This is a genomic window from Chitinophagales bacterium, assembly GCA_020636495.1.
Lineage (GTDB): Bacteria > Bacteroidota > Bacteroidia > Chitinophagales > Chitinophagaceae > UBA5543.
The window spans coordinates 1981588-2004285 of the sequence record JACJXQ010000008.1 but is presented as its reverse complement, the minus strand read 5'-3'; the positions used below and the strand labels follow the sequence as shown (position 1 = coordinate 2004285).

Annotated in this window: 19 protein-coding genes; 9 read left to right on the top strand and 10 right to left on the bottom strand. The window is 39.9% G+C overall.

Annotation, left to right across the window (positions count from 1 at the left end; all coding sequences use genetic code 11):
* The first annotated feature begins 2 nt into the window (after nucleotides 1-2).
* From H6550_08765 to H6550_08740, 6 genes are all read left to right on the top strand, one after another.
* Nucleotides 3-1448 carry an MBOAT family protein gene (locus H6550_08765; protein ID MCB9046219.1) on the top strand — a complete coding sequence of 482 codons (1446 nt, stop codon included), beginning with the start codon at nucleotides 3-5 and terminating at the stop codon, nucleotides 1446-1448.
* On the top strand, nucleotides 1448-2455 hold the full coding sequence (locus H6550_08760) for a hypothetical protein (GenBank protein MCB9046218.1): 1008 nt from the start codon (nucleotides 1448-1450) through the stop codon (nucleotides 2453-2455). The genes H6550_08765 and H6550_08760 overlap by 1 nt, the downstream gene beginning before the upstream one ends.
* A 76-nt stretch (nucleotides 2456-2531) precedes the next feature.
* The gene (locus tag H6550_08755) at nucleotides 2532-3962 is read left to right on the top strand and encodes an MBOAT family protein (protein ID MCB9046217.1); all 1431 of its coding nucleotides are present in this window, start codon (nucleotides 2532-2534) and stop codon (nucleotides 3960-3962) included.
* Nucleotides 3962-4894, top strand: coding sequence for a hypothetical protein (locus H6550_08750; GenBank protein MCB9046216.1), 933 nt, complete (start codon nucleotides 3962-3964; stop codon nucleotides 4892-4894). Before H6550_08755 ends, H6550_08750 begins: the two co-directional genes overlap by 1 nt.
* A gap of 110 nt (nucleotides 4895-5004) precedes the next feature.
* On the top strand, nucleotides 5005-5469 hold the full coding sequence (locus H6550_08745) for a hypothetical protein (protein ID MCB9046215.1): 465 nt from the start codon (nucleotides 5005-5007) through the stop codon (nucleotides 5467-5469).
* A gap of 139 nt (nucleotides 5470-5608) precedes the next feature.
* Entirely contained in the window at nucleotides 5609-6262 is a 654-nt protein-coding gene (locus H6550_08740; GenBank protein ID MCB9046214.1) for a C40 family peptidase, read from the top strand.
* 7 nt (nucleotides 6263-6269) lie between these two features.
* Here H6550_08740 and H6550_08735 read toward each other — a convergent pair whose 3' ends face one another.
* The 4 genes from H6550_08735 to H6550_08720 all read right to left on the bottom strand — a co-directional run bounded on the left by H6550_08735 (nucleotide 6270) and on the right by H6550_08720 (nucleotide 11076).
* On the bottom strand, nucleotides 6270-7481 hold the full coding sequence (locus H6550_08735) for an NAD(P)/FAD-dependent oxidoreductase (protein MCB9046213.1): 1212 nt from the start codon (nucleotides 7479-7481) through the stop codon (nucleotides 6270-6272).
* Nucleotides 7482-7524: 43 nt separating this feature from the next.
* Nucleotides 7525-9798: an NADP-dependent malic enzyme gene (locus H6550_08730; protein ID MCB9046212.1), complete on the bottom strand. Its 2274-nt coding sequence runs from the start codon at nucleotides 9796-9798 to the stop codon at nucleotides 7525-7527.
* Nucleotides 9799-9849: 51 nt separating this feature from the next.
* Complete coding sequence (locus tag H6550_08725; protein ID MCB9046211.1) at nucleotides 9850-10437, bottom strand: DinB family protein; 588 nt, start codon at nucleotides 10435-10437, stop codon at nucleotides 9850-9852.
* Nucleotides 10438-10503: 66 nt separating this feature from the next.
* The gene (locus H6550_08720) at nucleotides 10504-11076 is read right to left on the bottom strand and encodes a Crp/Fnr family transcriptional regulator (protein ID MCB9046210.1); all 573 of its coding nucleotides are present in this window, start codon (nucleotides 11074-11076) and stop codon (nucleotides 10504-10506) included.
* Nucleotides 11077-11177: 101 nt separating this feature from the next.
* On the opposite strand from H6550_08720, the gene H6550_08715 reads away from it, so the two are divergent.
* Together H6550_08715 and H6550_08710 are read left to right on the top strand one after the other, a co-directional pair.
* The gene (locus tag H6550_08715; protein MCB9046209.1) at nucleotides 11178-11726 is read left to right on the top strand and encodes a hypothetical protein; all 549 of its coding nucleotides are present in this window, start codon (nucleotides 11178-11180) and stop codon (nucleotides 11724-11726) included.
* 82 nt (nucleotides 11727-11808) lie between these two features.
* On the top strand, nucleotides 11809-13092 hold the full coding sequence (locus H6550_08710) for an MFS transporter (protein ID MCB9046208.1): 1284 nt from the start codon (nucleotides 11809-11811) through the stop codon (nucleotides 13090-13092).
* A gap of 10 nt (nucleotides 13093-13102) precedes the next feature.
* Here H6550_08710 and H6550_08705 read toward each other — a convergent pair whose 3' ends face one another.
* Both H6550_08705 and H6550_08700 read right to left on the bottom strand, forming a co-directional pair.
* Entirely contained in the window at nucleotides 13103-13315 is a 213-nt protein-coding gene (locus H6550_08705; GenBank protein ID MCB9046207.1) for a T9SS type A sorting domain-containing protein, read from the bottom strand.
* 107 nt (nucleotides 13316-13422) lie between these two features.
* Nucleotides 13423-14130 (bottom strand): DNA alkylation repair protein, encoded by a 708-nt coding sequence (locus H6550_08700; GenBank protein ID MCB9046206.1) that lies wholly within the window; start codon nucleotides 14128-14130, stop codon nucleotides 13423-13425.
* A gap of 157 nt (nucleotides 14131-14287) precedes the next feature.
* Here H6550_08700 and H6550_08695 point away from each other — a divergent pair, with 157 nt between their 5' ends.
* The gene (locus tag H6550_08695; protein ID MCB9046205.1) at nucleotides 14288-15664 is read left to right on the top strand and encodes a HAMP domain-containing histidine kinase; all 1377 of its coding nucleotides are present in this window, start codon (nucleotides 14288-14290) and stop codon (nucleotides 15662-15664) included.
* A gap of 621 nt (nucleotides 15665-16285) precedes the next feature.
* On the opposite strand, the gene H6550_08690 is transcribed toward H6550_08695, so the two are convergent.
* The 4 genes from H6550_08690 to H6550_08675 form a co-directional block, all read right to left on the bottom strand.
* Nucleotides 16286-17155, bottom strand: coding sequence for a hypothetical protein (locus H6550_08690; GenBank protein MCB9046204.1), 870 nt, complete (start codon nucleotides 17153-17155; stop codon nucleotides 16286-16288).
* A 498-nt stretch (nucleotides 17156-17653) separates the two neighbouring features.
* Nucleotides 17654-20497, bottom strand: coding sequence for a T9SS type A sorting domain-containing protein (locus tag H6550_08685; protein ID MCB9046203.1), 2844 nt, complete (start codon nucleotides 20495-20497; stop codon nucleotides 17654-17656).
* Nucleotides 20498-20549: 52 nt separating this feature from the next.
* Nucleotides 20550-20720 (bottom strand): hypothetical protein, encoded by a 171-nt coding sequence (locus H6550_08680; GenBank protein MCB9046202.1) that lies wholly within the window; start codon nucleotides 20718-20720, stop codon nucleotides 20550-20552.
* Nucleotides 20721-20822: 102 nt separating this feature from the next.
* Nucleotides 20823-22547, bottom strand: a complete 1725-nt coding sequence (locus H6550_08675; GenBank protein ID MCB9046201.1) for a hypothetical protein — start codon at nucleotides 22545-22547, stop codon at nucleotides 20823-20825.
* Nucleotides 22548-22698: the final 151 nt, after the last annotated feature.

Sequence of the window (22698 nt, the reverse complement as noted above, 5' to 3'; positions counted from 1 at the left end):
AGGTGCTATTTAATTCGTTCGAGTTCTTATTGTTTTTACCCATTGTATTCTGCCTGTATTGGTTTGTGTTCAACAAGTCGCTACGCTGGCAGAATATTCTCATATTAGCAGCGAGTTACTTTTTTTATGGGTGGTGGAGCAAAAAATTCCTAGCCTTGCTGGCATTAAGCACTCTTTTAGACTACTCATATGGTTTCTGGGTAGCATCACCAAATAAGAAAAAGGCGAAACTATTTCTTTGGCTGAGTATCATTAACAACCTGGGTATACTTGGAGTATTTAAATACTACAACTTCTTTGCTACACAGGTGCAAACTGCGTTTGAAAGTATCGGCATACACACTAACCCGACATTGCTTCACGTAGCCCTCCCCATTGGTATTTCGTTCTATACTTTCCATGGCATGTCGTACGTATTTGACATATACAGGGGACACCAGAAACCGGTTTCTAATTTTATAGATTATGCTGTGTTCGTAAGCTTTTTCCCCTTGTTGGTTGCAGGCCCTATAGAACGGGCCAACCATCTGCTACCACAGGTACAGAAAAAGCGAACATTCAGATATGTACAGTCTGTTGAAGGGCTAAGGTTGATACTTTGGGGGATGTTCAAAAAGGTGGTCATCGCAGATAGTCTCGCTGTAACAGTTGATAGCATATTTAACAACTACCAGGAAGTAAATGGCATAACACTCATATTCGGAGCAATAGCTTTCAGTTTCCAGATATATTGCGATTTCAGTGGCTACTCAGATATTGCTTTGGGCACAGCTAAAATATTTGGGTTTGAACTACTCAGCAACTTCAAATTCCCCTATTTCTCAAGAGACATTGCAGAGTTCTGGCGAAGGTGGCACGTATCCTTATCATCCTGGTTCCGTGATTATTTATATATACCATTAGGCGGATCAAGAGATGGTAAATCAAAAGCAGTACGTAATACCTTTGTCATATTCCTGGTAAGTGGTTTCTGGCATGGGGCAAGTTGGAATTTTATTGCATGGGGATTTATTCATGCTTGTGGTTTTTTGCCACTTTTGTTATTGAACCGTAATAGGAAGCATCTTAGCAATGTAGTGGCACAAGATCACAAACTACCCAACTTGAAAGAACTCTGGCAGATGTTAAGCACATTTGCTTTTGTCACCTTTGCCTGGATATTTTTCAGGGCATCAGATATGACACTGGCAGTAAATTATATCAAAAATATTTTCGTCAGCATTGCCGGTGCTCCGGGACAAATAACCTCTCTACCAGATGGTTATGAGGCAGTAATATATATTGTACCTCTTATTATAGGTGACTGGTGGTTGCGACGGAATGAAAGACAATTACGTAGCTTTAATAATAAATACCTGAGATGGGCATTTTACCTGGTATTGATGCTCATACTGGTATATAAATCGATGGATCTGGACAATACAACATTCATCTATTTTCAATTCTGATGAAAAAGTTTTTAAGCAAAATATCACTCTTCCTGCTCGTATTGTTGGCATGTCTTATCGGCCTGTCTCAAATTCATATCAGCGACGAGTTTGTGATAGAAAAAACCCACGAAACGTCATACGAAAAACTGGCCTGGGATCTCAAAAAACTGCAACACCCTGAAACACTGAACGATGCAAATATATTTATTGGCCCAAGCCTTGTTCAGGGAGATGTAAACGACTCTATGCTAACCGCTTCCGGAATTTACTCGGTGAATATGGCTATTAACCATAATGGTTTTGACCTTGACCATTATGTTGCCAAACGTATAATGGAAGTTTCCAAACCAGCAAAAATGTTTTTGTACAGACCTCGAGACGGAGGTTCTATGCTCCACCCTATGATGCCATTGCTTGTGAGCCCGATTGACTATGCTTGTACATATCACCAGTTTCCCGTAACATTCATCCGCAAATACTTTCCTAAAAGGGTTTACTTTGCAATGCAATACCTGTGGAGCAAAGTATTTCCCGGTAACGCCATCTACCAGCCGTCAGCATATGGCTGGAGAGGCGAAGTGAATACTGTAATTGGCTCAATGAAGGATAATGAAGCTGCGATAGAAGAAGAGATCGCTCGCAGGGAAGATTTCGGCAAAACGAGGATCAATAAGGATGGAACTTTTTATACCCCCAGTACAATTAAAAGCTACTGGCGAAAGACATTATACTATTATCGGGGTGCAGCTGAGCCTATAAGGAGAATAACTGTTGAGTCAGCCCAAAAATACAACATACCTGTTTCAGAAATATACATGCCCGTTTATGACGACGCAATAATAGATTCCCGGACCGATAATAAAACTTTTTTCAGGCAGATATCCGGATATGACTACGACTGTTTCACTCTAAGTAGCTATTCATTCCTGAATGATTCTAATTTATGGTTTGACCATCACCACCTGAACTCGAATGGTGCAGTCATGTTTACAGATAGTTTGATCGTCCACTTTCCTCAAAAGTAGCTTCCCGAAAACGAAACTGATTTAGGTTATACCAAACTCTGGTATATATTTGTCCTGTTCACCTAACAAGGACATAGTGCTGTTTAATTCATTTGAATTCATACTATTTCTACCCATGGTATTGCTGCTGTACTGGTTTGTTTTTAACAGATCTCTGCGGCTGCAAAATTTGTTGCTCCTTGTGGCCAGTTATTTTTTTTATGGCTGGTGGAGCTGGAAGTTCATGGGATTGCTGGCACTAAGTACTCTGTTAGACTTCTCCTATGGCTTTGGTGTAGCATCTACTAACAAGAAAAAAGCAAAGCTTTTCCTCTGGCTCAGTATAATCAACAACCTGGGCATACTTGGCATATTCAAATATTACAACTTTTTTGCACTACAATTTAAAGAAGGATTGGAGCTGCTGGGGCTGCACTCAAATCCGGTATTGCTAAATATAATGCTGCCTGTTGGTATTTCCTTTTATACATTTCATGGCATGTCTTACGTTTTTGACATTTACAGGGGTAAGATCAGGCCGGTGACAAATATCATTGACTATGCCGTCTTTGTTGGATTTTTCCCCTTACTGGTTGCCGGCCCTATAGAGCGTGCGTCACATCTACTGCCACAAGTTCAAACTCCACGGAAATTCAACAAACAACAGACCACGGAAGGTTTAAGATTAATATTATGGGGTTTATTCAAAAAGATAGTCATCGCAGACAGTCTTGCTGAAACAGTTAACTACACGTTCGGGCACTATCAGGAACTGGACGGCTATAGCCTGGTGTCAGGCGCTATTGCGTTCAGTTTCCAGATATATGGAGATTTCAGCGGGTATTCTGACATCGCAATTGGAACAGCTAAACTTATGGGTTTTGAGTTGCTCAGCAACTTCAGGTTCCCTTATTTCTCAAGAGATATCGCTGAATTCTGGCGAAGGTGGCATATATCACTCACTTCCTGGTTTCGCGACTACTTATACATACCTCTTGGAGGATCAAAAGAAGGTAAGATAAAAACAGTAAGAAACGTGTTCATTATCTTTCTAGTAAGCGGTTTTTGGCATGGCGCAAATTGGACTTTCATAATATGGGGCTTTATACATGCATGCCTCTTCTTGCCAATATTACTACTTGATAAGAACCGTAACCATGTAAATGATATTGTCGCACAAAACAAGGTGCTCCCAAACCTCAAAGAACTCGGGCAAATGCTGGTTACTTTTTCACTTGTAACAATAACATGGGTCTTTTTTCGGGCAGATAATCTATCTTCTGCAACCGGCTATATATCATATATGATAACTAACATTATCAAACACCCCGGAAATATTGAAACAAAATATCTGGATATCTTTCTGTACATCTTGCCACTAGTGGCGGGAGACTGGTTGTTAAGACATAATGAACGCTCTCTATCTACCAGAGTATTAAACTTTATTGTAATCACTATCCTTTTCTGGCTTATCATTCTGAAAGCATTCGGAGGCCTGGAAATACAATTTATCTATTTCAGATTCTGATGAGAACAATGTTGAAAATATTGGCATTTATTTTGCTGGGCGAATTCATTTTCCAGGTGCATAAACACTGGGGAATCGAGCAGGTAAATGACATAACAGATCAACAGGAAAACTCTACAAAACCGGCAAATACACCTAATACTATTTATCTGCTGGGTGACTCATATACTAAGGGATTAGGTATAAAAAAAGAGAACCGCCTGATTAATACGATAAATGTAGATGGCTACTATGTTGCAGACTATAGCCATAGCAGTGACAATTGGGTAGATTATATAGGTAAAATAAGATCTATCGAGAAAGAACTCACTACAGGAGATATTATTGTTATTGGTGTTAATTGGAATGATGTCAGCTTCAATAAAGGCTCCATCAATAAATTATTCAGCCTGCAACATTCGGATTCAAACAAGGCTGAAATAAAAAAACTGGGTAAGAACACACAACCAAAAGGCATACGTAATATTGTTCATTTCTTATATCGAAACTCTGCAATGATCAATTTTCTCAGCAGTAATATTCAAAATACGTTACGTCGTAAAGGCATTCCGCTACCCATTGGTGATTTCCACTACCTAAAAGAAATAGCATACACAGAGAAAAAGGACGAAATGAATAGGGCAATGAATTATTTGCAGACTGTGAATAAAATACATAATACGACAATTATACTGTACCTGATGCCGGATTTCAACTTGACCAAAAATATCGGGTACTTTAAAAATTTCAGACAGTATTTTTTGCAGTTTACTAGTGCCAATGGAATAACGGTGCTAGACGGACCGGAGATGTTTATCGATGCTGACGACGGATATTACTGCATATCAACCCATGATGGTCACCCAAATGACAAAGCTCATATATTAATGGGCAGACAAATATCGAGTATTATTACGGCTGACAAGGTCAAAGAAAAAGAGATAAAGAATTGAAAATCATTACACTAAATCGCATATAAGCTATATCTCCTATCATTAGCAAGCAAATAACAAAAAAAGGAATAGTATTTATTTAAATTGCATTGTCATTTAATTAAATGAAAATGAAGAAACTAGTTGTACTGTTGCTTATCCTCGTGGTATCTGTAACAGCATGCAAACGTAAAAATGTTCGCGGTGACCTGAAAAACCGCCGGGATATGCTGGAGGCATCCAATTGGAAACTGATCAATATAACGGGTAATGGAGGTATGACATCATTACCGCCCTGCCAGCAGGACAACTACTATGAGTTTATCCCTGGCAGTTCAGGCAAATACCACGAAGGAGCAATCAATTGCCTTGATAGCCTTGGCACTGGTAATGCCCCAACTTACACACCCTTTTTGTGGCAGATGACCGGTGATCTGCGATATATCTATTTTATGGATTACGGAGGAGACCCGGACGCGAGGTTCCAATGGGAGATATTGAATATGACGTTCGATAAGCTAGATGTTCGTCAAAGAGTGGTAGAAAATGGAATTGATGTCAGACTGGACATGACGTTCGTAGCTATCTCAAAATAGCACAAATAACTGGTTTTCAATTATTTACATCCTTTAATTCCTAGCTCACATAATTTTTCCTTTAAAATGTTTGCTTTTTTAGCAGTATTATATAATATTGCAATAGTACAAGGTGAGGATAATGAGGCTAACCATACACATGTGCTGGACTGCATGTTTGGCTATTTTTCTGGTGATATCTGCAAGCTGTAACAGCAGCCAGGAACTTTTGTCCCCTCAATCATATCGTTATGCTAAAAAACAAGGCAACGTCCGGTTTATTGAGGATATTAGCATTTCTCCTTCTGCCAGCAGACAGATAAAAGTGATAGCAGGCGATAAGCTAAAACCACAACCTGTTGTTTCTGATGAACTGTTAAGTAAATACGCAACAATGATTGGGCTGGTACCTAAAGCCATGTCCAACTATATACTATACAAATTCATTGATGACTGGTATGGTGTAAAGTACAGCTACGGAGGCACTGATAAGTCCGGTATCGATTGTTCAGCCTTTGTTCAAAAGTTATACGAAGAAGTTTTTTGCACTGAATTAGTTAGAACCTCCAGGGATCAGTTCCATTCGTGCAAAATGGTATGGGATATTGATAATCTGATTGAAGGAGATCTGGTATTCTTCCGTACAAGAGGTAAACGAATTTCTCATGTTGGGATATACCTGGCGAACAACTTCTTTGTGCATGCATCATCCAGTGGTGTAATGATCAGCAACATTACTGAATCATACTGGTCTAAGCGCTTTGCAGGTGCAGGCAAAATACCTAAGGGAGACAAGGAAAAACAGCTACTTTAATCATTTCCTATTTTATCATATTCTGAGCAGCAATATAGCCACTGCTCCATGCATGCTGGAAATTATATCCGCCGGTAATACCATCTACATCCATTATCTCACCGGCAAAATATAAGCCCCTTACTATCTTACTGGATACACTTTGTGCATCTACCTCAGACAAAGTCACTCCCCCGCTGGTAACAAACTCCTCTTTAAAAGTGGTTTTACCCGAAACATAATACTCATTACTTACAAGGATTGTTACCATTTTGTTCTGCACCTTAGCAGGCAGTTCCCCCCAACGGGTTTCCTCCCCTATGCCACATTGCTGTAACATATATTCCCATAACCTTTTGGGCAAGCCGAATGGATTCCTGCCATGTACGAGTTGCTTACCTTGTTCCTGCCTCAGCCTGCTAATTTGCTCCCTTACATCATGTTCTTTATGGTCATTCAACCAATTGACCAATATTTTGAAATCATAATTACGCTCATGCAGTTCTCTAGCCCCCCATGCAGAACAACGTAGTACAACAGGTCCGCTCAATCCCCAATGAGTGATGAGTATCGGTCCTGTTTCTGATATCTTACTACCCTGTATCTTAACTGTTACCATTGGAACACTCACTCCCATTAATTCTGTAACAGGATGTTTAGGGATATTAAATGTAAACAAAGAAGGAACGGGAGACTGTATTGTATGCCCCGTTTCAGTTATCCATTTAAACTGCTCCAGTTTAGGAAAACCACCGCAGGCTATCAATACACGGTCAGCAACGTAATCACTGCCATCTTTAAAGGTTAATCTGCCCCCTTCAGCCAGTGGTTCTATCTTCTCTACAGCTTTACCATACCTTACCTGGGCTTTATTTATTTGCATTTGTTGCCATATGCAATCTATGATCGTCTGGGAGTCATCTGAAACAGGGAACATCCTGCCATCATCTTCTGTTTTCAGTTTGACGCCTCTCGACTGAAACCAATCTATAGTATCCTGTGGGGTAAATTGATATAATGTTTTACGCAAAAAACGTTGCCCTCTTGGGTAGCGTTTCAGCAGTTCAGGAATATCAAAGCATGCGTGAGTAACGTTACACCGTCCTCCACCCGACACTTTCACTTTTTGCAAAACCTTGTTTGTTTTTTCAAAAACAACAACCTCTCTTTCCTTTTGATAAGGAATATTAGCTGCTGCAAAACAACCCGCAGCCCCTGCCCCTATTATTGCTATCCGCATGAATGTTTTTAAGTACCGCTACTGCTAACAGGCTGTTTATATTCTATATCGTTTTAGATTGAGCATCAACGACAGCTATCGCCACCATGTTAACTATCTGCCTGACAGTACTGCCCAATTGCAGAACATGAACAGGTTTTCTCAACCCTAATAATATGGGGCCTACAGCCTCAGAACCACCCAACTCCTGCAACAAATGATAGGCAATGTTACCTGCAGCCAAGTTCGGAAATATAAGCGTATTGGGAGTCTCATTTACCAGGTCTGAAAAAGGGTAATTCTCCCTTAACAGATCTTTATTGAAGGCCACTCCAGCCTGCATCTCTCCATCTATTATCAATTCAGGATGCATCTGCTTTATTTTAGCTACTACATTTCTGACCAGGTTGGCCTCCGGCGAAGGTGTTGCCCCAAAATTAGAATATGATAACATAGCTATGCGAGGCCTGATATTGAAATGCTGCACGGCTCTTGCTGTTTGTAATGTAATGTCTGTCAGTTCCTCTTCTGTAGGGTTAAAATTTATTGTTGTATCAGCAAAGAATAAAGGGCCTCGTTTGGTAAGCATGATATACATACCGGCTACACGCTTGGCCGTTTCGTGGGTACCAATTATTTCCAGGGCAGGTCTTATCGTGTCAGGATACTGACGTGTAAGGCCGGAAATAAGCGCATCAGCTTCTCCCATATCCACCATCATACATCCAAAATACGGGCGTTCTCGCATGATCTTTTTAGCCTCATACAGGTTATATCCTCTTCTGTGGCGTTTCATAAAAAAGGCATTGCCAAATTTATCTCTACGGTCGGTAGTGTCATCGCTTCGCGGGTCTAATATCTCTACATCTGAAAGTTGAATCTTATTATCCTTTATCAGTGCTTTGATCTTCTTTTCATTTCCTAACAATATCGGGACGGCTATACCCTCATCTTTAACTATTTGTGCAGCTTTTAATACTTTCAGATTTTCGGCTTCTGCAAACACTACGCGTTTGGGATTTTGCTTTGCTTTATTTATTGCCCAGCGCAAAATATTATCATCGGTACCCAAACGTTTATATAGTTCCTCTTTATAAGCATCCCAATCCGTTATCGGGCTCTTTGCCACACCACTATCCATGGCTGCTTTAGCAACAGCCGGTGCCACAGTCACCAATAAGCGTGAATCTATTGGTTTGGGAATAATATAAGTTGAACCATATTCCAGGCTTTTCTCATTATATGCCACATTCACTATTTCAGGAACAGGTTCTTTGGCTAATGCTGCCAATGCTTTTACAGCAGCAAGTTTCATTTCCTCATTTATCATAGTTGCACGAACGTCAAGAGCGCCTCTGAATATGTAAGGGAAACCTAACACATTATTTACCTGGTTAGGATAATCACTCCTGCCTGTAGCCATAATAGCATCCGGCCTCGACTCCATAGCATCATCATACGGTATCTCAGGATCAGGATTTGCCAATGCGAAAATTACAGGATTTTCTGCCATTGGCTTTATCATTTCCTTAGTCAGCAGGTTACCCTTCGACAAACCGATAAAAACATCTGCGCCACTCAAAGCTTCTTCTAAAGGGATATTTCCTCCCGTTTGCGCAAATTGTTGTTTATACTCATCAAGGTCATCCCTGTCGGTTGTTATCAACCCCTTACTGTCAAACATGTATATGTTCTTTACATCAACACCAAGCGCTATGTATATCCTGCAGCAGGATATAGCAGATGCACCTGCGCCACTCACTACCAGTTTTACTTTTGTTATTTCTTTTTTTACTAACTCTAATGCATTTTGCAAAGCTGCACCTGATATAATTGCTGTACCGTGCTGATCATCGTGCATGACAGGAATATTCATCTCCTTCTTCAGTCTTTTTTCTATCTCGAAGCATTCAGGTGCTTTAATATCCTCCAGGTTTACTCCTCCAAATGTAGGCTCCATAGCCTTTACTGCATTGCAAAAACTATCTACGTCACTAGCATTCAGCTCAATATCAAAAACATCGATATCAGCGAAAATTTTAAATAATACGCCCTTGCCTTCCATTACAGGTTTTGATGCCTCAGGCCCTATATCTCCCAGACCTAAAACAGCTGTACCATTACTTATCACTCCTACAAGGTTGCCCTTGGCAGTATATTTATATACATCATCAGTGTTCTTATGTATCTCTTTACATGGCTCCGCAACGCCGGGTGAATACGCTAACGCAAGATCCCTCTGGGTTTTGGTCTCTTTGGTTGATATTACTTCTATTTTTCCGGGCCTTCCCTTTGCATGATATTCCAGCGCATCTTCCTTTCTGATCAAACTTGCCATGTAACTAAATTTTAAGAAAATGTAAGTTACGAAAATACAATAGCAAGCCTACTAAATTGCTGGTGCAGTATTGATATTTAGTGCTTGCTTCCTGATACTATTTATTTGTATGAAATGCCTGAGTTGATGTGCGACAACAAAACGAAATGTGTCTCCAAGTTTCAATTTTACCAACTTTGTTAAGCTGATAGGTACACGCACACTACGCATATCTGCCTTACGAGCCTTTTCCAATAGATGCAACAAATGCTTCTGCCCTGCGGCAAACTCTGACAATACTTTATCAGTATCAAGGCCAGGCCCGAAGTTATATTCAGCAGGTGCTGACATTTTCTTTCCTATTTTACCATTCTCTCCGGGCTGCATAAGTTTGGTAAAATACTGTCCAAGCCAGCCTGTTTTATATTCTGTGGCGATACTCACCTTGCTAGTCGAAACTGCCTGTTCTAATGCCTTTAGATAAAACCGGTTATAGCCGTTAAGATGTTCCAGCACTTGTGCAATACTCCATTTGCCCGAGGCTGGCTGTTCTAATAGTTCTCTTTGTGTCAAATGCTGTAATGTTGACAGTTCTGTCAAAGTGTATTGTACATCCTTTTCCAGATCATTGATAAGTGATTGTATTTTGAAAACTGGCATAAACATGAATATTTAAAACAAAGCTACCTGCACATTTATTATCAAATCTTGGTATGCACCAAGATTTTACAGTTTTACCCTACCTAAAAGCTTACTAAATGTAGTAGGATCAACACCAATGTAGGATGCGAGATATTTATGTGGTATCATATTTAACACCTGTGGGCTACGTCTTAACAATGTTGTAAAACGCTCTTCTGCCGTATAGGATAGTAACTCTATATTACGTTGAAGAGTACCCGCAAGAGCCTGGGTGAGAGCAACCCTTGCCCAGGTTTCAATACACCTGTGTTTATTTAACAGCTTCGAAAAATCATTGAAGTGAATACGCAAGAGCTTGCTCCTTGTTATTGTTTCCAGGCAATAACGGGATGGTTGTTGTAAAAGGAAACTATCTATGATGCCCGAAAATGAATGCGTGTAACTAAAAACAAGAGTGGCTTCCTTACCATTTCGTTCAATAAAAGCACGCTGAACACCATCTGCTACAAAATACATGTACTTCTCAATCGCATCTATACTGGTGATCGTTTGCTTTCGCCCCAATTCTATCTCATGCCAGCATACACACATCTCCTGCCAGGCAATTTCATCAACCGGGTGAACGTCAACAATTTGCTGATATAATATTCTAAGCAAATCCAATATAATTTATTAACATGTAAGAGATAAATAATGTTATTTCAATACAAAAGTGGCACGAAATTTACTGTAGTAAATATAAAGAAACACCTGCTTATATGGAATACAGTATTAAAATGAATGATATTGATGATGCCCGGGACATGTTCCTTTTAGCAAAAGATCGGTTGCTGGACATAAATGACTGGGATTGCCTGTTTGCAGGAAGTGAATACTCTATCACTTTAACCAACTCCAAAGGAGCAAAACTACATAGAGATGCCCGTGTAAATGACCTGGTAAATATTGCTGCTGCCAATAACATGGGCAACTCATCTGAAATGTGGATCAGGATCAAAGCCATTCAATACGACTTTTTCCCCGACGTCAGGTCCGAAAGCATATCAATATTGTTCTGCCTGTCCTTTTCTCCATCAGGTAATGGAGTTGAAACGGCATCCGCGGCAGAAGAAACCATTATTATCAAAAGGGAATATGACACTATTATAGCGCATTGCAATACAGGGAACGAATTACCTGATCCATACGCTGATATCCCGAACGAATTGGCAAATAACGATATAGAACTCCATCCGGTTCTGAGTATTCCGCAAACACATCTGCAGCAATTATTGCAGGGTTTCATAGCTATACATGAGCAGGCGTGATTGCTTATATGCCTATCACTTTTAAGAATATTCCGCATTGTGTAGAAATATAAATTAAGCAGAACTTTGCCTTCGCTAAAACATGACTACCAAGGAAAGAATATTACTCTTATTACTGGCATCACTCAACTTTACCCATATAATGGATTTCATGATCATGATGCCATTGGGAAATTTTCTTATGCCACACTTCAATATCAGCGCACAACAGTTTTCATTATTGGTTGCTGCATATACTTTCAGTGCTGCATTTGCCAGTATATCTGCCGCATCATTTGTTGACAGGTTCGACAGAAAAAAGGTACTGTTGTTTGCATATACAGGCTTTCTTACCGGAACATTGATGTGTGCTATAGCACCAAGTTACCAGTTATTATTGGCTGCAAGAATATTGGCTGGCCTGTTCGGAGGACTTATCGGGGCACAAGTATTATCTATAGTTGCTGATAAGATACCATTTGAAAGACGAGGGATGGCCATGGGTATTGTTATGGCAGCCTTTTCAGCTGCTTCTGTGTTTGGTGTTCCTTTCGGGTTGTACCTGTCAAAGTTCTTTAGTTGGCATGCACCATTTTATTTTGTTGCAGGAGTTGGCATAATTCTAATTCCACTACTTAATAGGTATATCCCTAACATGACAGACCACTTGCAGGATAAAAGCAAGCAGAAACTGAACCCGGTAATAATAATAAGGGATATCATTAAAGATAAAGATCAGAGGCTGGCAGTACTTTTGTCATCTACTATGATGCTAGGTCACTTTCTTATCATTCCATTCCTTTTTCCATTTATGGAACTGAACGTTGGGTTTTCCAATTCACAGACACCTTTGATATATATTGTCGGAGGAGGTTTGACCATTTTTACATCACCTATTATTGGCAGACTTGCAGATAGACTGGGAAAATTCAAATTATTCAGCTATATGATTCTGTTGGCTATTACACCTATTGCACTTATCACAAATATGCCAGCCATACCCTTTTACTTTGTGTTGTGTATTACTGGCTTTTGGTTCATTGTTTCAACAGGGCGTGCTATTCCCGCACAAGCTATTGTTAGCGAAGTAGTTCCGCCCGCACGTAGGGGTAGCTTCATGAATATTAACTCTGCCATACAGCAAATGGGTGTAGGAATGGCTTCACTAATTGCCGGATTGATTGTTATACGTACTCCGCAAGATAAGATAGTCAACTACAATATAACAGGGTATCTTAGCATATCTGTCATACTTTGCTGTCTGTATATAGGCTACCTGTTACACAGAGCTATGAAATTCAAAGACAAACCTGTTCACAACGAACATGTTGTGCACGGTAGCGCAATACAACCATTAAACATAAGTGAAGAAACAATAGCAGAATGACCTGACTTGTCTAGTTCTTAACGATCTTCTCTTTGTATATCACGTCATTATTATGATCTGAAAGACTGATATAATACGTTCCATTATCCAGGTTTGTAACATGAATTTTATTAGCCCCCGGCTGTAGCTCACACTTAACCAGATCATTACCGGTATAGTTATCTGAAATAATAGCTAACATTGGCTTATCGGTGCGATTTGTTATAAAAAGCGTATCGTTCATATTTTTTGTTTAAGAAAGGGTATAAATGTACATTGACTTAAATGTACAATCATAAATATTGGTAAGCAATACGTGGTAGCACGTATTTTTTATATACCCCAGAACAACTAGCAAATGGCAGTTTTCCTTTTCTTGCCAACGCTCCCTCTTTTCATTACTTTATTGATGTATTCAATAGCTGATGGCACCTTGCAGGAGGTTCCGTTCATATCTACGTAAACAGTCCCGATGCGTTTTGCTGTTTCTATTGCATATGTATTTAACTCAACAACATAGCTTCCTACCGCGATCACAAAACCATTCATAGTATACCTTACTCGATTGGGTGCCTTAGCAATAGTTTCTTCCACAAAAGACAATAGCCTTTTCAAAGCATTGATGTCCAGATCTTCGTCATTTTTTATTACTACGAAGCTTGATAAGGCAGCCCATCCACACGATGCCATCGCCTCCTCACCTGAATCTATCCAATCTAAAGCTAACTCCCAGCCATAATTACTTTCTGCTGTAACCCATGCTACAGTATATTCCGTCAGCATTTGCCAGTCGGCATGCTTCAACCATTTTTCCAAATGCTCTTTGGTCATTCTAGATGGTTCTGCTATTAGGCCAGCCAGGTATTTAGCATCTGATACACCAGAATCATAAAGAGCCAATGCTAATTCATGGTTCTTTTTGACCTTTTTTTGTATCACTTTCAGGTCTGCGACTTTTACACCATAACATGGATCTTTAGCACCATGTTTCATCAAAACTTTTTTTGTTGACTCGCTACCTAACTTCTTTAATAGTACCAGAATTTCATCAACCGTCATTTATATGCTTTTACTAAATATAGTAAAATGTAAAAAGCTTGGATTGTTGTTAGCAAAAAAATAATATCCCATTCGTAAAGTCAAGGTTATAAATTTTGTACATATTTCTTTTTTTATTAAACTTGCATGAACATATGGATACCAGAAGAGGGGGTGTATGAAACTATATATTTTCGAATCAGTCAGTGATAAATATAAATTACCATTCAGACTGTTTGCCATCAACCAAAACCTTAAAGTAACGCGCATCAGTTCTATACTGATCATTATTGCTTGCGTAGCATTACGTACAACAAGCTTCTTTATTGACTATTCATTTATTAAAGCACATCAGGAGTACAGGTTAGGATTTACATTTTTGCTATTAGCTTCTGTTGCATACTACCTGGGCATATTGTATACAAGAAACATGTCAATGAGGCGTGGACTATTGCTCAAACAGACTATTGCCAACAGCTACCCTTTGATTATCATCTTTAGTATGATGTGGTTGTCATTCACGTCAGGTCGTTCACCGGCCAATAATATGACCCTGTTTATGTTTAGTCTGCTGTTTGTGAGCGTCACCTGGTTGTATACCATCAGGGCAGCAGCAATGACCAGTATTATTACCTACATAGGCGCATGTATAGGGATATATTATTTCCTGGATACAAAAGAAGCCATAGTAATGAATATGGTTGCCGGCCTGATGCTGATCAGCGGCTTTTACTTTATCTCCCGTATGTTATATTCATATCATGCTAACTATTTCATTCAACTAAAACACATAGAACGCAACAACCACGAGATCAATAAGATAGGACAGTTAAAAACAGAAATGCTTGGCATAGTAGCTCATGATCTCCGTAGTCCTATCAACAGTATATCAGCCCTTGTTGAACTTGCCAGAAATATGAATGCTACACAGAATGAGCGTGAGCAATATTCAGACATGATAATAGAGGCTTGTGATGAGGCAAGGAATATTATCAGGGACCTTATACTGATAGTTAAAGGAGAAAGCTCGCAAGGGTTGCAGTTGCAGGACATAAATGTAAACCTGTTTCTTTCGAAGGTGCAACAACACTGGTCGCACCAGATGAAAGATGGAAAACAGATACTGCTGACAGTACCTGAAAATATCATTACAGCCAGGCTTGATGAAGATAAAATGCTCAGAGTGTTGGACAACTTTATCAGCAATGCAATAAAATTTACAAATGACGGGGCAAAAATACATCTGCAATTGTCTCCGAAAGGCAAAGAATATACATGTATAACTGTGTCTGACAATGGTATAGGGATACCAGAAAACATGCAGCCTTTCTTGTTCGACAGGTTCTCCAAAGCAGGCAGATTGGGGTTGAAAGGAGAAAAATCTCATGGGCTCGGGTTGAATATTTGTAAACAGATAATTGAACAGCATGGTGGTAACATCAGGCTGGAAAGCAGAGAAAATGAAGGTACCCATTTTCATATCACCATACCTCTTGATGCCTCTAAAACAACATCTGTACTGGATATGTATGAAGAGGAAGGAATAGAGAATTAACCAGTACATTCCTACAACAAAACCAGACCCAAAGCATTGCAGTATTTTGGTTGGGAAAACTACATAATGCGCACAATAATACAAGTTGCTTTTTGATTTATCGTTAATACACAAATTGTTCATCATGTTGATAAACAAGCATTTACGATCCCATTTGTTAAGTATTGTTAAGTAAAACCGTAAACTTGTTGCACTTAACAAATAATAAAAAATCCCGCTGTTGAGGCGGGACGATAAAATATTTACATTATTTCGATGCAAACCGGAACCTTGCCGGTAGTGATGGTTAAATTGGTTGTTCATATGGTGTCATGGTTTAAGCAGCCAGAATTATTTACATTGACAAATATACGTTATTATTTACAATTTATCAAATTATATTCGCTATAGATGCAAAGAAAGTGTAAGAACATGCAAGTCCTTAGTTACAAACTAAGGACAGCTTATTATTTTTTAAACACTACAGAGAGCTAGGGACACCCATCACGGTAACATATGATTTAACTAAATCTCCTGAATGCCGGTTACAAACCGGATGACTTAACTGACACAGATGACCCTACGGAACATCTGCGCCAGAGAAGCAGGGGTCAAAATTATCGGATAATATAAGTACCATTTCTAAAATATATGATATCTGTACTCAGGTTTTGAGTATTTCTTTCTATACTCTTCTTGAATTTCGTCCCTATGTTTACTAAACTCTAAAGCTCCCATTTCAATAAATTGAGTACTCATTTCAAAGTTCATTTGAGCCTCTATTTTAAAAGCCCCTGATGTCACTCCTTCTTTTAATAATTTGTGATAAAACTCACGTCTTGTCATATCCCACTCATGAAAAAAAAGTAGTAGTTGCAGGTAATATATTGTTCCTACTTCTGTCTCGGAAAAGAGTTTATTTTGCTTTTGATAAAAGTCAAAAACTTTGGTACAATGATCTTTTTGCGCCTTGATAGCATCCATACTATCAATTGAGGGAGGTAATAAATATTTCCTGTCTGGTTGAAAGTGATCATATAATGATGACATTTTTCGAACCCATTGGTCTTCAATCACCAGATGTAGTAATTCCTTACCGCTTTCTTTTTCTGTAACAGGCTCCAACATATATATTGAATCAACGAGGCCCATTATATATTTTTTAGCTGTGCTTGTTAGCAGAAACTTCTTGTAGGATGAATAATCCTTATCAAATAAAACATCCAACGAATATGCGGAAGAGCTATTAGACGTAATCCGTGTTATCTCATTGTTCAACAGACGCCATGCACCTGCCGAATCGCCTGAAAAATAATAGGCGCCAATTAAATTGTATCTGCAATCGGAGTTTAATTCATACTTCGATTCGTCACAAAAACTAATGATCGCCTTGTATTCACCTTTCAGAAAAAGAGAGTCTAAGGTATTGATGGTATGTATATATTTGTCTTGTGCTATAGAGTGCGCACAACTAAGCATGCTAACCATGAAAAACACTAATATCCTGTACATACTTTGAAGTTACTCTTTTAGGAGTAATGTTACCAAACTGGCACAGGCCTCCTTCAAGACCTGTGTCTACTATATAACCCGGCCTGTGACCGGTATTTGAAAAACTAAAGTAAATCTATTTTTATTAAGCCTGAATATTGCCGGTTGCAGACCAGGTGACTTATCTGGCGCAGATGCCTCTGCGGAACATCTGCGCCAGTGACCATTACTCCCGGGTGGAGATCAATATATCATTTGTTTTTCTTTACCGTACCTGCAATTTTTTTTGTACCATATGCCGCTGCTGCAATAAGTATAGCAGTGGCCCCTCCATCAAAAGGAGTATCAACAGGTGGGTCGGGGAACCCTGGTCCTTGTGCCATAGCTATTGTTACAGAAAAACATATAATTCCAATTAGGATGAGGATAAATTTTATTCCTACGCTGGTTTCCATAAATAAATATTTTTTGTCTTTTCTTTCCTAAGAAAAAATGAGGGCAGAAAAGGATGTTGATAAATTATTCCTTGATGAGTTTTTGTGTGAAACGTGCATTTTTACCAGCCAGATCGGCTATATATATACCCGATGGTATATTGTGCAATGGGATAACCACACTACCCGTACTGCCCTCAACCATCTTGCTGTATACAACCTGACCGGTTACACTCATCAACCTTAAGACAGAAGTACCCTCCATTTCATCAAAGGAAACCTTGACTTCGTCATAAGCCGGGTTGGGTATCAGTTGCATCCGGGGCGTTCGTGTATTTGCCTCTATAACACTATTGGTGGGCTTACCTACCATGTTGATCTCGAAACGTTTGTCGCCCTGTGACAGCGTATCTGACGTTACATCAAACCAATATTCATAACCCGCCTTCATTTCTTCGGTCTTATTCAGGTATTTATCGTGCAAGTATAATTTGGCACCTGCAGGAATATCGTAGTCGCCGGTTTTGATCACATACTTATTATACCTGTTATAGGCAGTCAGTCCAAGCGGTATACTTTTTAAGTCGCTGTAAGGACGAACATCAATTGCCAGCCTTGTACCATCTTTTAAAAGTGTGTAAAAATCAAGGTTGGGGTTATACAGTTTTTTAGCGTCTGCATTGTCCTGCACCTCCATAGCATTGTCGTCGAAGTGGATGAGCAACCTGTCCCATTTGGTAGTGCTGTCGTAGATATACAGTTCTACCCAGTTGGTTGCTGCTGTACCCTTGTGCAGGGCAGTTCCGCCTGAAACTTTGTCCTGCTCCTCGAAAGTGATATTGTCTGTTGCTGTAATCGTGGTAAAGAAGCCTGCATATGGTGGTAATATGTAAGAGCTGGTGAATGCATTGGCAACCCATGCGCCGTCTGCACCTGAAGAGGCATCCCATACATAGTAATTGGCACCTACATTACTGCCTTTACTCACATTCTGCATCTGTACACCACTCGGGTAGGGGTTGCCGCATACACCAAAGCTACTGTTGCTACCTTTGGTCATGGTTACTACCTGTGTACCCTGATTTACAGTTCCTGACATTTCGAATGTAGAAGCTGATGGAGTATAAGCCTGGCCATTTAAACCTTCTCCTTTTGCACCACGCAGATACAACAGCAACACTTCGTACTGGTCCCAGCTATTAGTATTGGCAGAAGTAAATGCTGTCCACCCACTGTTTACACTACTGCTTGAAGTATCTGCCGCGGTAGGGTTGAACCAGTAAGCCGAAGAAGCGTTAGAGGTTGTACTGGTAAATCCGTTTGCAGACCCGCCGCTACCTGTAATATCTATCTCGTCTGTCAACTGGTTTAATGCAATAGAAGAGGTAAAGGGGTGTGTATATAAGCGGTAGCATTTTTTTGCTATGCTATAACGTTGCACCATTACATCTCCGCTAATAGTACCTGCACTTTCACCAATGCGTCCTGTATTACTGGCATCTGAAGTTAGTCGTAGTTTGTTATTTGTATTTAGTGTGCAACCGCTTTCTACAACAATCGTTCCCTCATGTTCTAATGTATCGCCACTAAGCTCAGCAGTACCATCTTTCGTAAATGTAATAGTTCCTTGTCCCGTCACTCCATTACCGTTATTCACAAACCCACCATAAATAGTGATTGTTTTATTAGTACCTGTATTAAGCACATAACCATTTTTTATAAACAGGCCGGCACAGCTGAAACTTGCAGGTTCTGCATTTGAGTTTATGACCACATTATCGGTACTATCGGGGGTCCCATAAAGATCCCAACTACCATTCCAGGTGAACGGAGGGAATTTTCTTACAGTAGCTTTTTGGCTATTGCCGTAGTCTTGGTAGGCTACATAGGGTGTACCCCATCTGTCTATGACAAGAGAAGTATAGTCAGCTGTACTATCAGAAAAACCCGCACTGCCTACTACCGCCCAACTACTGCCATTATATTTCATTACGGTAGCTTTTTGGCTGTTACCTCCATCTTTATAAGCTATGTATGGTGTGCCCGAGCCGTCAATATCAAGAGACACATAACTACTGCTGCCTGCCGAAAAGCCCCTGCTACCTACTATATCCCAGCTACTGCCGTTGTACTTCATCACGGTAGTTTTACCGCTTTTACCAACATCCTGAAAAGCTATGTATGCAGTATCATTACTGTCAAATGCCAGCGAATTATAATAGGGGATGCCTGCCGAAAATCCTGCACTGCCTACATTTACCCAGCTACTACCATTGTATTTCATCACGGTGGCCTTATTGCTGTTGCCGGCATCCTGGTAAACTACATATGGTGTACCTGAACCATCCATAGCAAGTGAAACATAGTAAGCCCTGCCAGCCGAAAATCCAGCACTACCAACATTTACCCAGCTACTGCCATTGTATTTCATTACGGTAGCTTTGCCTGCACTGCCACCACCAAAATCAGAATAGGCAACATAAGGTGTGTCGTTACTACCTATAGCCATACAAGCATAGCTCATATCTCCTGCCGAAAATCCTGTACTGCCTACAGTTGCCCAACTACTGCCGTTGTATTTCATTACGGTAGCTTTATAAACACTATAATCCCGGTAAGCAACATACGGAGTACTACTCCCGTCTATAGCCAGAGAGACAAATTGAACACCATCTGCAGAAAATCCTGCACTACCCACAGTGTCCCAACTACTGCCGTTGTATTTCATTACGGTAGCCTTTTGGCTATTGCCGTTGTCTGAATAGGCGACATAGAGTGTATCATTATCATCAAGAGCTGAAGAAATATCAGCAACACTACCTGCAGAAAAACCTGCACTGCCTAAGGTGGTCCAAGTTTGCGCATGTGTGCTTAGCGAGAGTAATAAGAAGCTCACCATACAGAGCCATTTCATGTGTTTTAGTTGCATACTGTTGTTTTTGTGGCTTTCAGCAGGGCTGCAGCCGGGTTGTCGCATATAGTTAATTGATTATTTGTATTGTGTGTCGCTTTGCTATTACTGCCCTGTCATTAAGGGCATCAATACCTCTCTGGTAATACAGCCAGGTAAACACCATCAGTGCCAGGCACAGTAGCGTAACCAGTACATATGCCCACCAATGGGGTAACTGTTTTGTTCTTTTAGCGATCATGCAGCAAAGATGTGCTGCTGTACAGGCGGGATACAAAAAAACGGCGTCACAACGCCGTCACAATAAATTAAATAATTGAAATACTGATAGTTATAAATACACCTAAATACTATCTACCACCTCATTAATATCGCTTTCTGAAGGAAGGTCAAGCTTTTTCAGCAGGCGGTATTTGTAGTTTCTCACCGCAGCATCGCCCACACCCAGCATACCGGCCATCTCTTTGTTGGTCAGCCTGAGTTTGGTAAGTGCCATAAAACGGGTCTCGGCAGGAGTAAGGTCAGGCATATTTTCTCGTAAGCGATACAGGAAGCCTGAGTGTACTTCTTCAAAAGTATATTTAAAGTTATCCCACTGCTCTTCAGTAAGTATGATGGAGTTTTGTAATTTGATAAGGTTCTCTTTAGTATCAGGCAACTCATTGCTGCAAGGCAACGCTTGCAATCTTTCTATTTCTGCAGAGAAATTCTCTATGAGTTGGTTTTTCTCACGTAAGTTTTGGGTAAAGCTGTCTAAGCGTTCCTGTGCTTTTTTCAGCTTACTGTCTGCCAGTGCCAGGTTGCTATCTGCCAACTCTTTCTCAGCTTTCAGTTTTTTACGCCTGATGTTTTGCCTGTTAATAAACAGAACTGCTGAAATACCTACCAACGCCAGTATTGTCATCGTGCCGTTGCGCTCTGTTTTGCGTTGATCTATTTCTTTATCCTTTAGCTCATTAGCAAACTTTAGTGAGTCTGTTTTTTGCTTAACGGCATACTGAGCCTCTACCTGTGCAAATTTTCGTTCTTCAGCAAAATCTCGTAAGCTGTCTTGAATGGCAACAAATCGCTTATAGTAATTCATGGCATCTTTATACTGTCTCATTTCAACATATACATCTGATATGTTTTTGTAATCCTGTACGAGAAGAGATTTTATATCCAAACGCTCAGCAAGTTCAGCTGATCGCTTCAAATAATTCAATGCCATAGGTAGTGTCTTCCGAGTGTTCTTCATGTCTTTTGTACAGGATCTGCAATTGCTTACTACCCCTTGAAAGTAGAAATAGCCAATATTCGCAATTGAGTATGCCGCACTTTTTTCATCGCCCATATCTTGTTGTATGGATAGTGCCTTCTTCAAAAGTTCGATTCCTTTCGGAAGGTTGTCTTGCAAACAGTAGGTATTACCTAACTGACTATAAAGCATGGCCAACATTTTGGTAGAGTGCCCTTCTTTTGACTCTTCTTCTATAGCTTCTGAGTAGGCTGCCTGCGCCAATTTTATTTTTGCCAATTGTTCCTGTTCGTTCAATTTTACTAAGCCCGCCAGATGTAGCCCTCCTATAGCATTAAGAACATATACCGGGCTTTTGCCTGCTTGTTTATAAGCATCTTTTGCCTGTATATAATAGTCCAATGCTTTCTTATAGTCATCAGGAGTTCCATTACTAATGTCTCCCTTTTGTTTATATATCTGACCTATTGTAAGTAATATATTAGCAACAACTACATCATGGTTTACTTGTTTTGAATTGATCTTACGTGCATAGCCGAGTGCCTCTTGTAAATACGTCAGTGCTTCTGAAGGTTTGTTTTGCAAAGCATAGCACCTGCCAATAACCTGGTTAGATATTGCCAGGCCATGTATATAATTCAACTCTTTAGCCAATTCTAATGCCCTTTCACCATAAGCAATACTACTATCCTGATCTATGTTAAAATAGTCTCCGCTGATATCGCAAAGTAACACTACCCTGGCAGTGTCTTCTACATTTGGTACCTCTGCAATTAGTGAATCCAGTTTGTGCCGGATATTTTGCGCATATGTGCTGACCGATATGCACATACTGAAGATCAGAATATAAATAAAACGTAACAAAGCCGAATCCCTTATTAAACCTCTAATATATAAAAGCAGAAATATTAATTCAAAACCAATGTTTCCACATATACCTGCCAGGAAATAATACTCATACTGGGAAAATATGATCACAATC

Coding starts and splice junctions, on each gene's coding strand:
- H6550_08760 (MCB9046218.1), top strand. CDS start 1,448: ATGAAAAAGTTTTTAAGCAAAATATCACTCTTCCTGCTCGTATTGTTG.
- H6550_08750 (MCB9046216.1), top strand. CDS start 3,962: ATGAGAACAATGTTGAAAATATTGGCATTTATTTTGCTGGGCGAATTC.
- H6550_08745 (MCB9046215.1), top strand. CDS start 5,005: ATGAAGAAACTAGTTGTACTGTTGCTTATCCTCGTGGTATCTGTAACA.
- H6550_08740 (MCB9046214.1), top strand. CDS start 5,609: ATGTGCTGGACTGCATGTTTGGCTATTTTTCTGGTGATATCTGCAAGC.
- H6550_08735 (MCB9046213.1), bottom strand. CDS start 7,481: ATGCGGATAGCAATAATAGGGGCAGGGGCTGCGGGTTGTTTTGCAGCA.
- H6550_08730 (MCB9046212.1), bottom strand. CDS start 9,798: ATGGCAAGTTTGATCAGAAAGGAAGATGCGCTGGAATATCATGCAAAG.
- H6550_08725 (MCB9046211.1), bottom strand. CDS start 10,437: ATGCCAGTTTTCAAAATACAATCACTTATCAATGATCTGGAAAAGGAT.
- H6550_08715 (MCB9046209.1), top strand. CDS start 11,178: ATGGAATACAGTATTAAAATGAATGATATTGATGATGCCCGGGACATG.
- H6550_08710 (MCB9046208.1), top strand. CDS start 11,809: ATGACTACCAAGGAAAGAATATTACTCTTATTACTGGCATCACTCAAC.
- H6550_08705 (MCB9046207.1), bottom strand. CDS start 13,315: ATGAACGATACGCTTTTTATAACAAATCGCACCGATAAGCCAATGTTA.
- H6550_08700 (MCB9046206.1), bottom strand. CDS start 14,130: ATGACGGTTGATGAAATTCTGGTACTATTAAAGAAGTTAGGTAGCGAG.
- H6550_08695 (MCB9046205.1), top strand. CDS start 14,288: ATGAAACTATATATTTTCGAATCAGTCAGTGATAAATATAAATTACCA.
- H6550_08690 (MCB9046204.1), bottom strand. CDS start 17,155: ATGTACAGGATATTAGTGTTTTTCATGGTTAGCATGCTTAGTTGTGCG.
- H6550_08685 (MCB9046203.1), bottom strand. CDS start 20,497: ATGCAACTAAAACACATGAAATGGCTCTGTATGGTGAGCTTCTTATTA.
- H6550_08680 (MCB9046202.1), bottom strand. CDS start 20,720: ATGATCGCTAAAAGAACAAAACAGTTACCCCATTGGTGGGCATATGTA.
- H6550_08675 (MCB9046201.1), bottom strand. CDS start 22,547: ATGTGCATATCGGTCAGCACATATGCGCAAAATATCCGGCACAAACTG.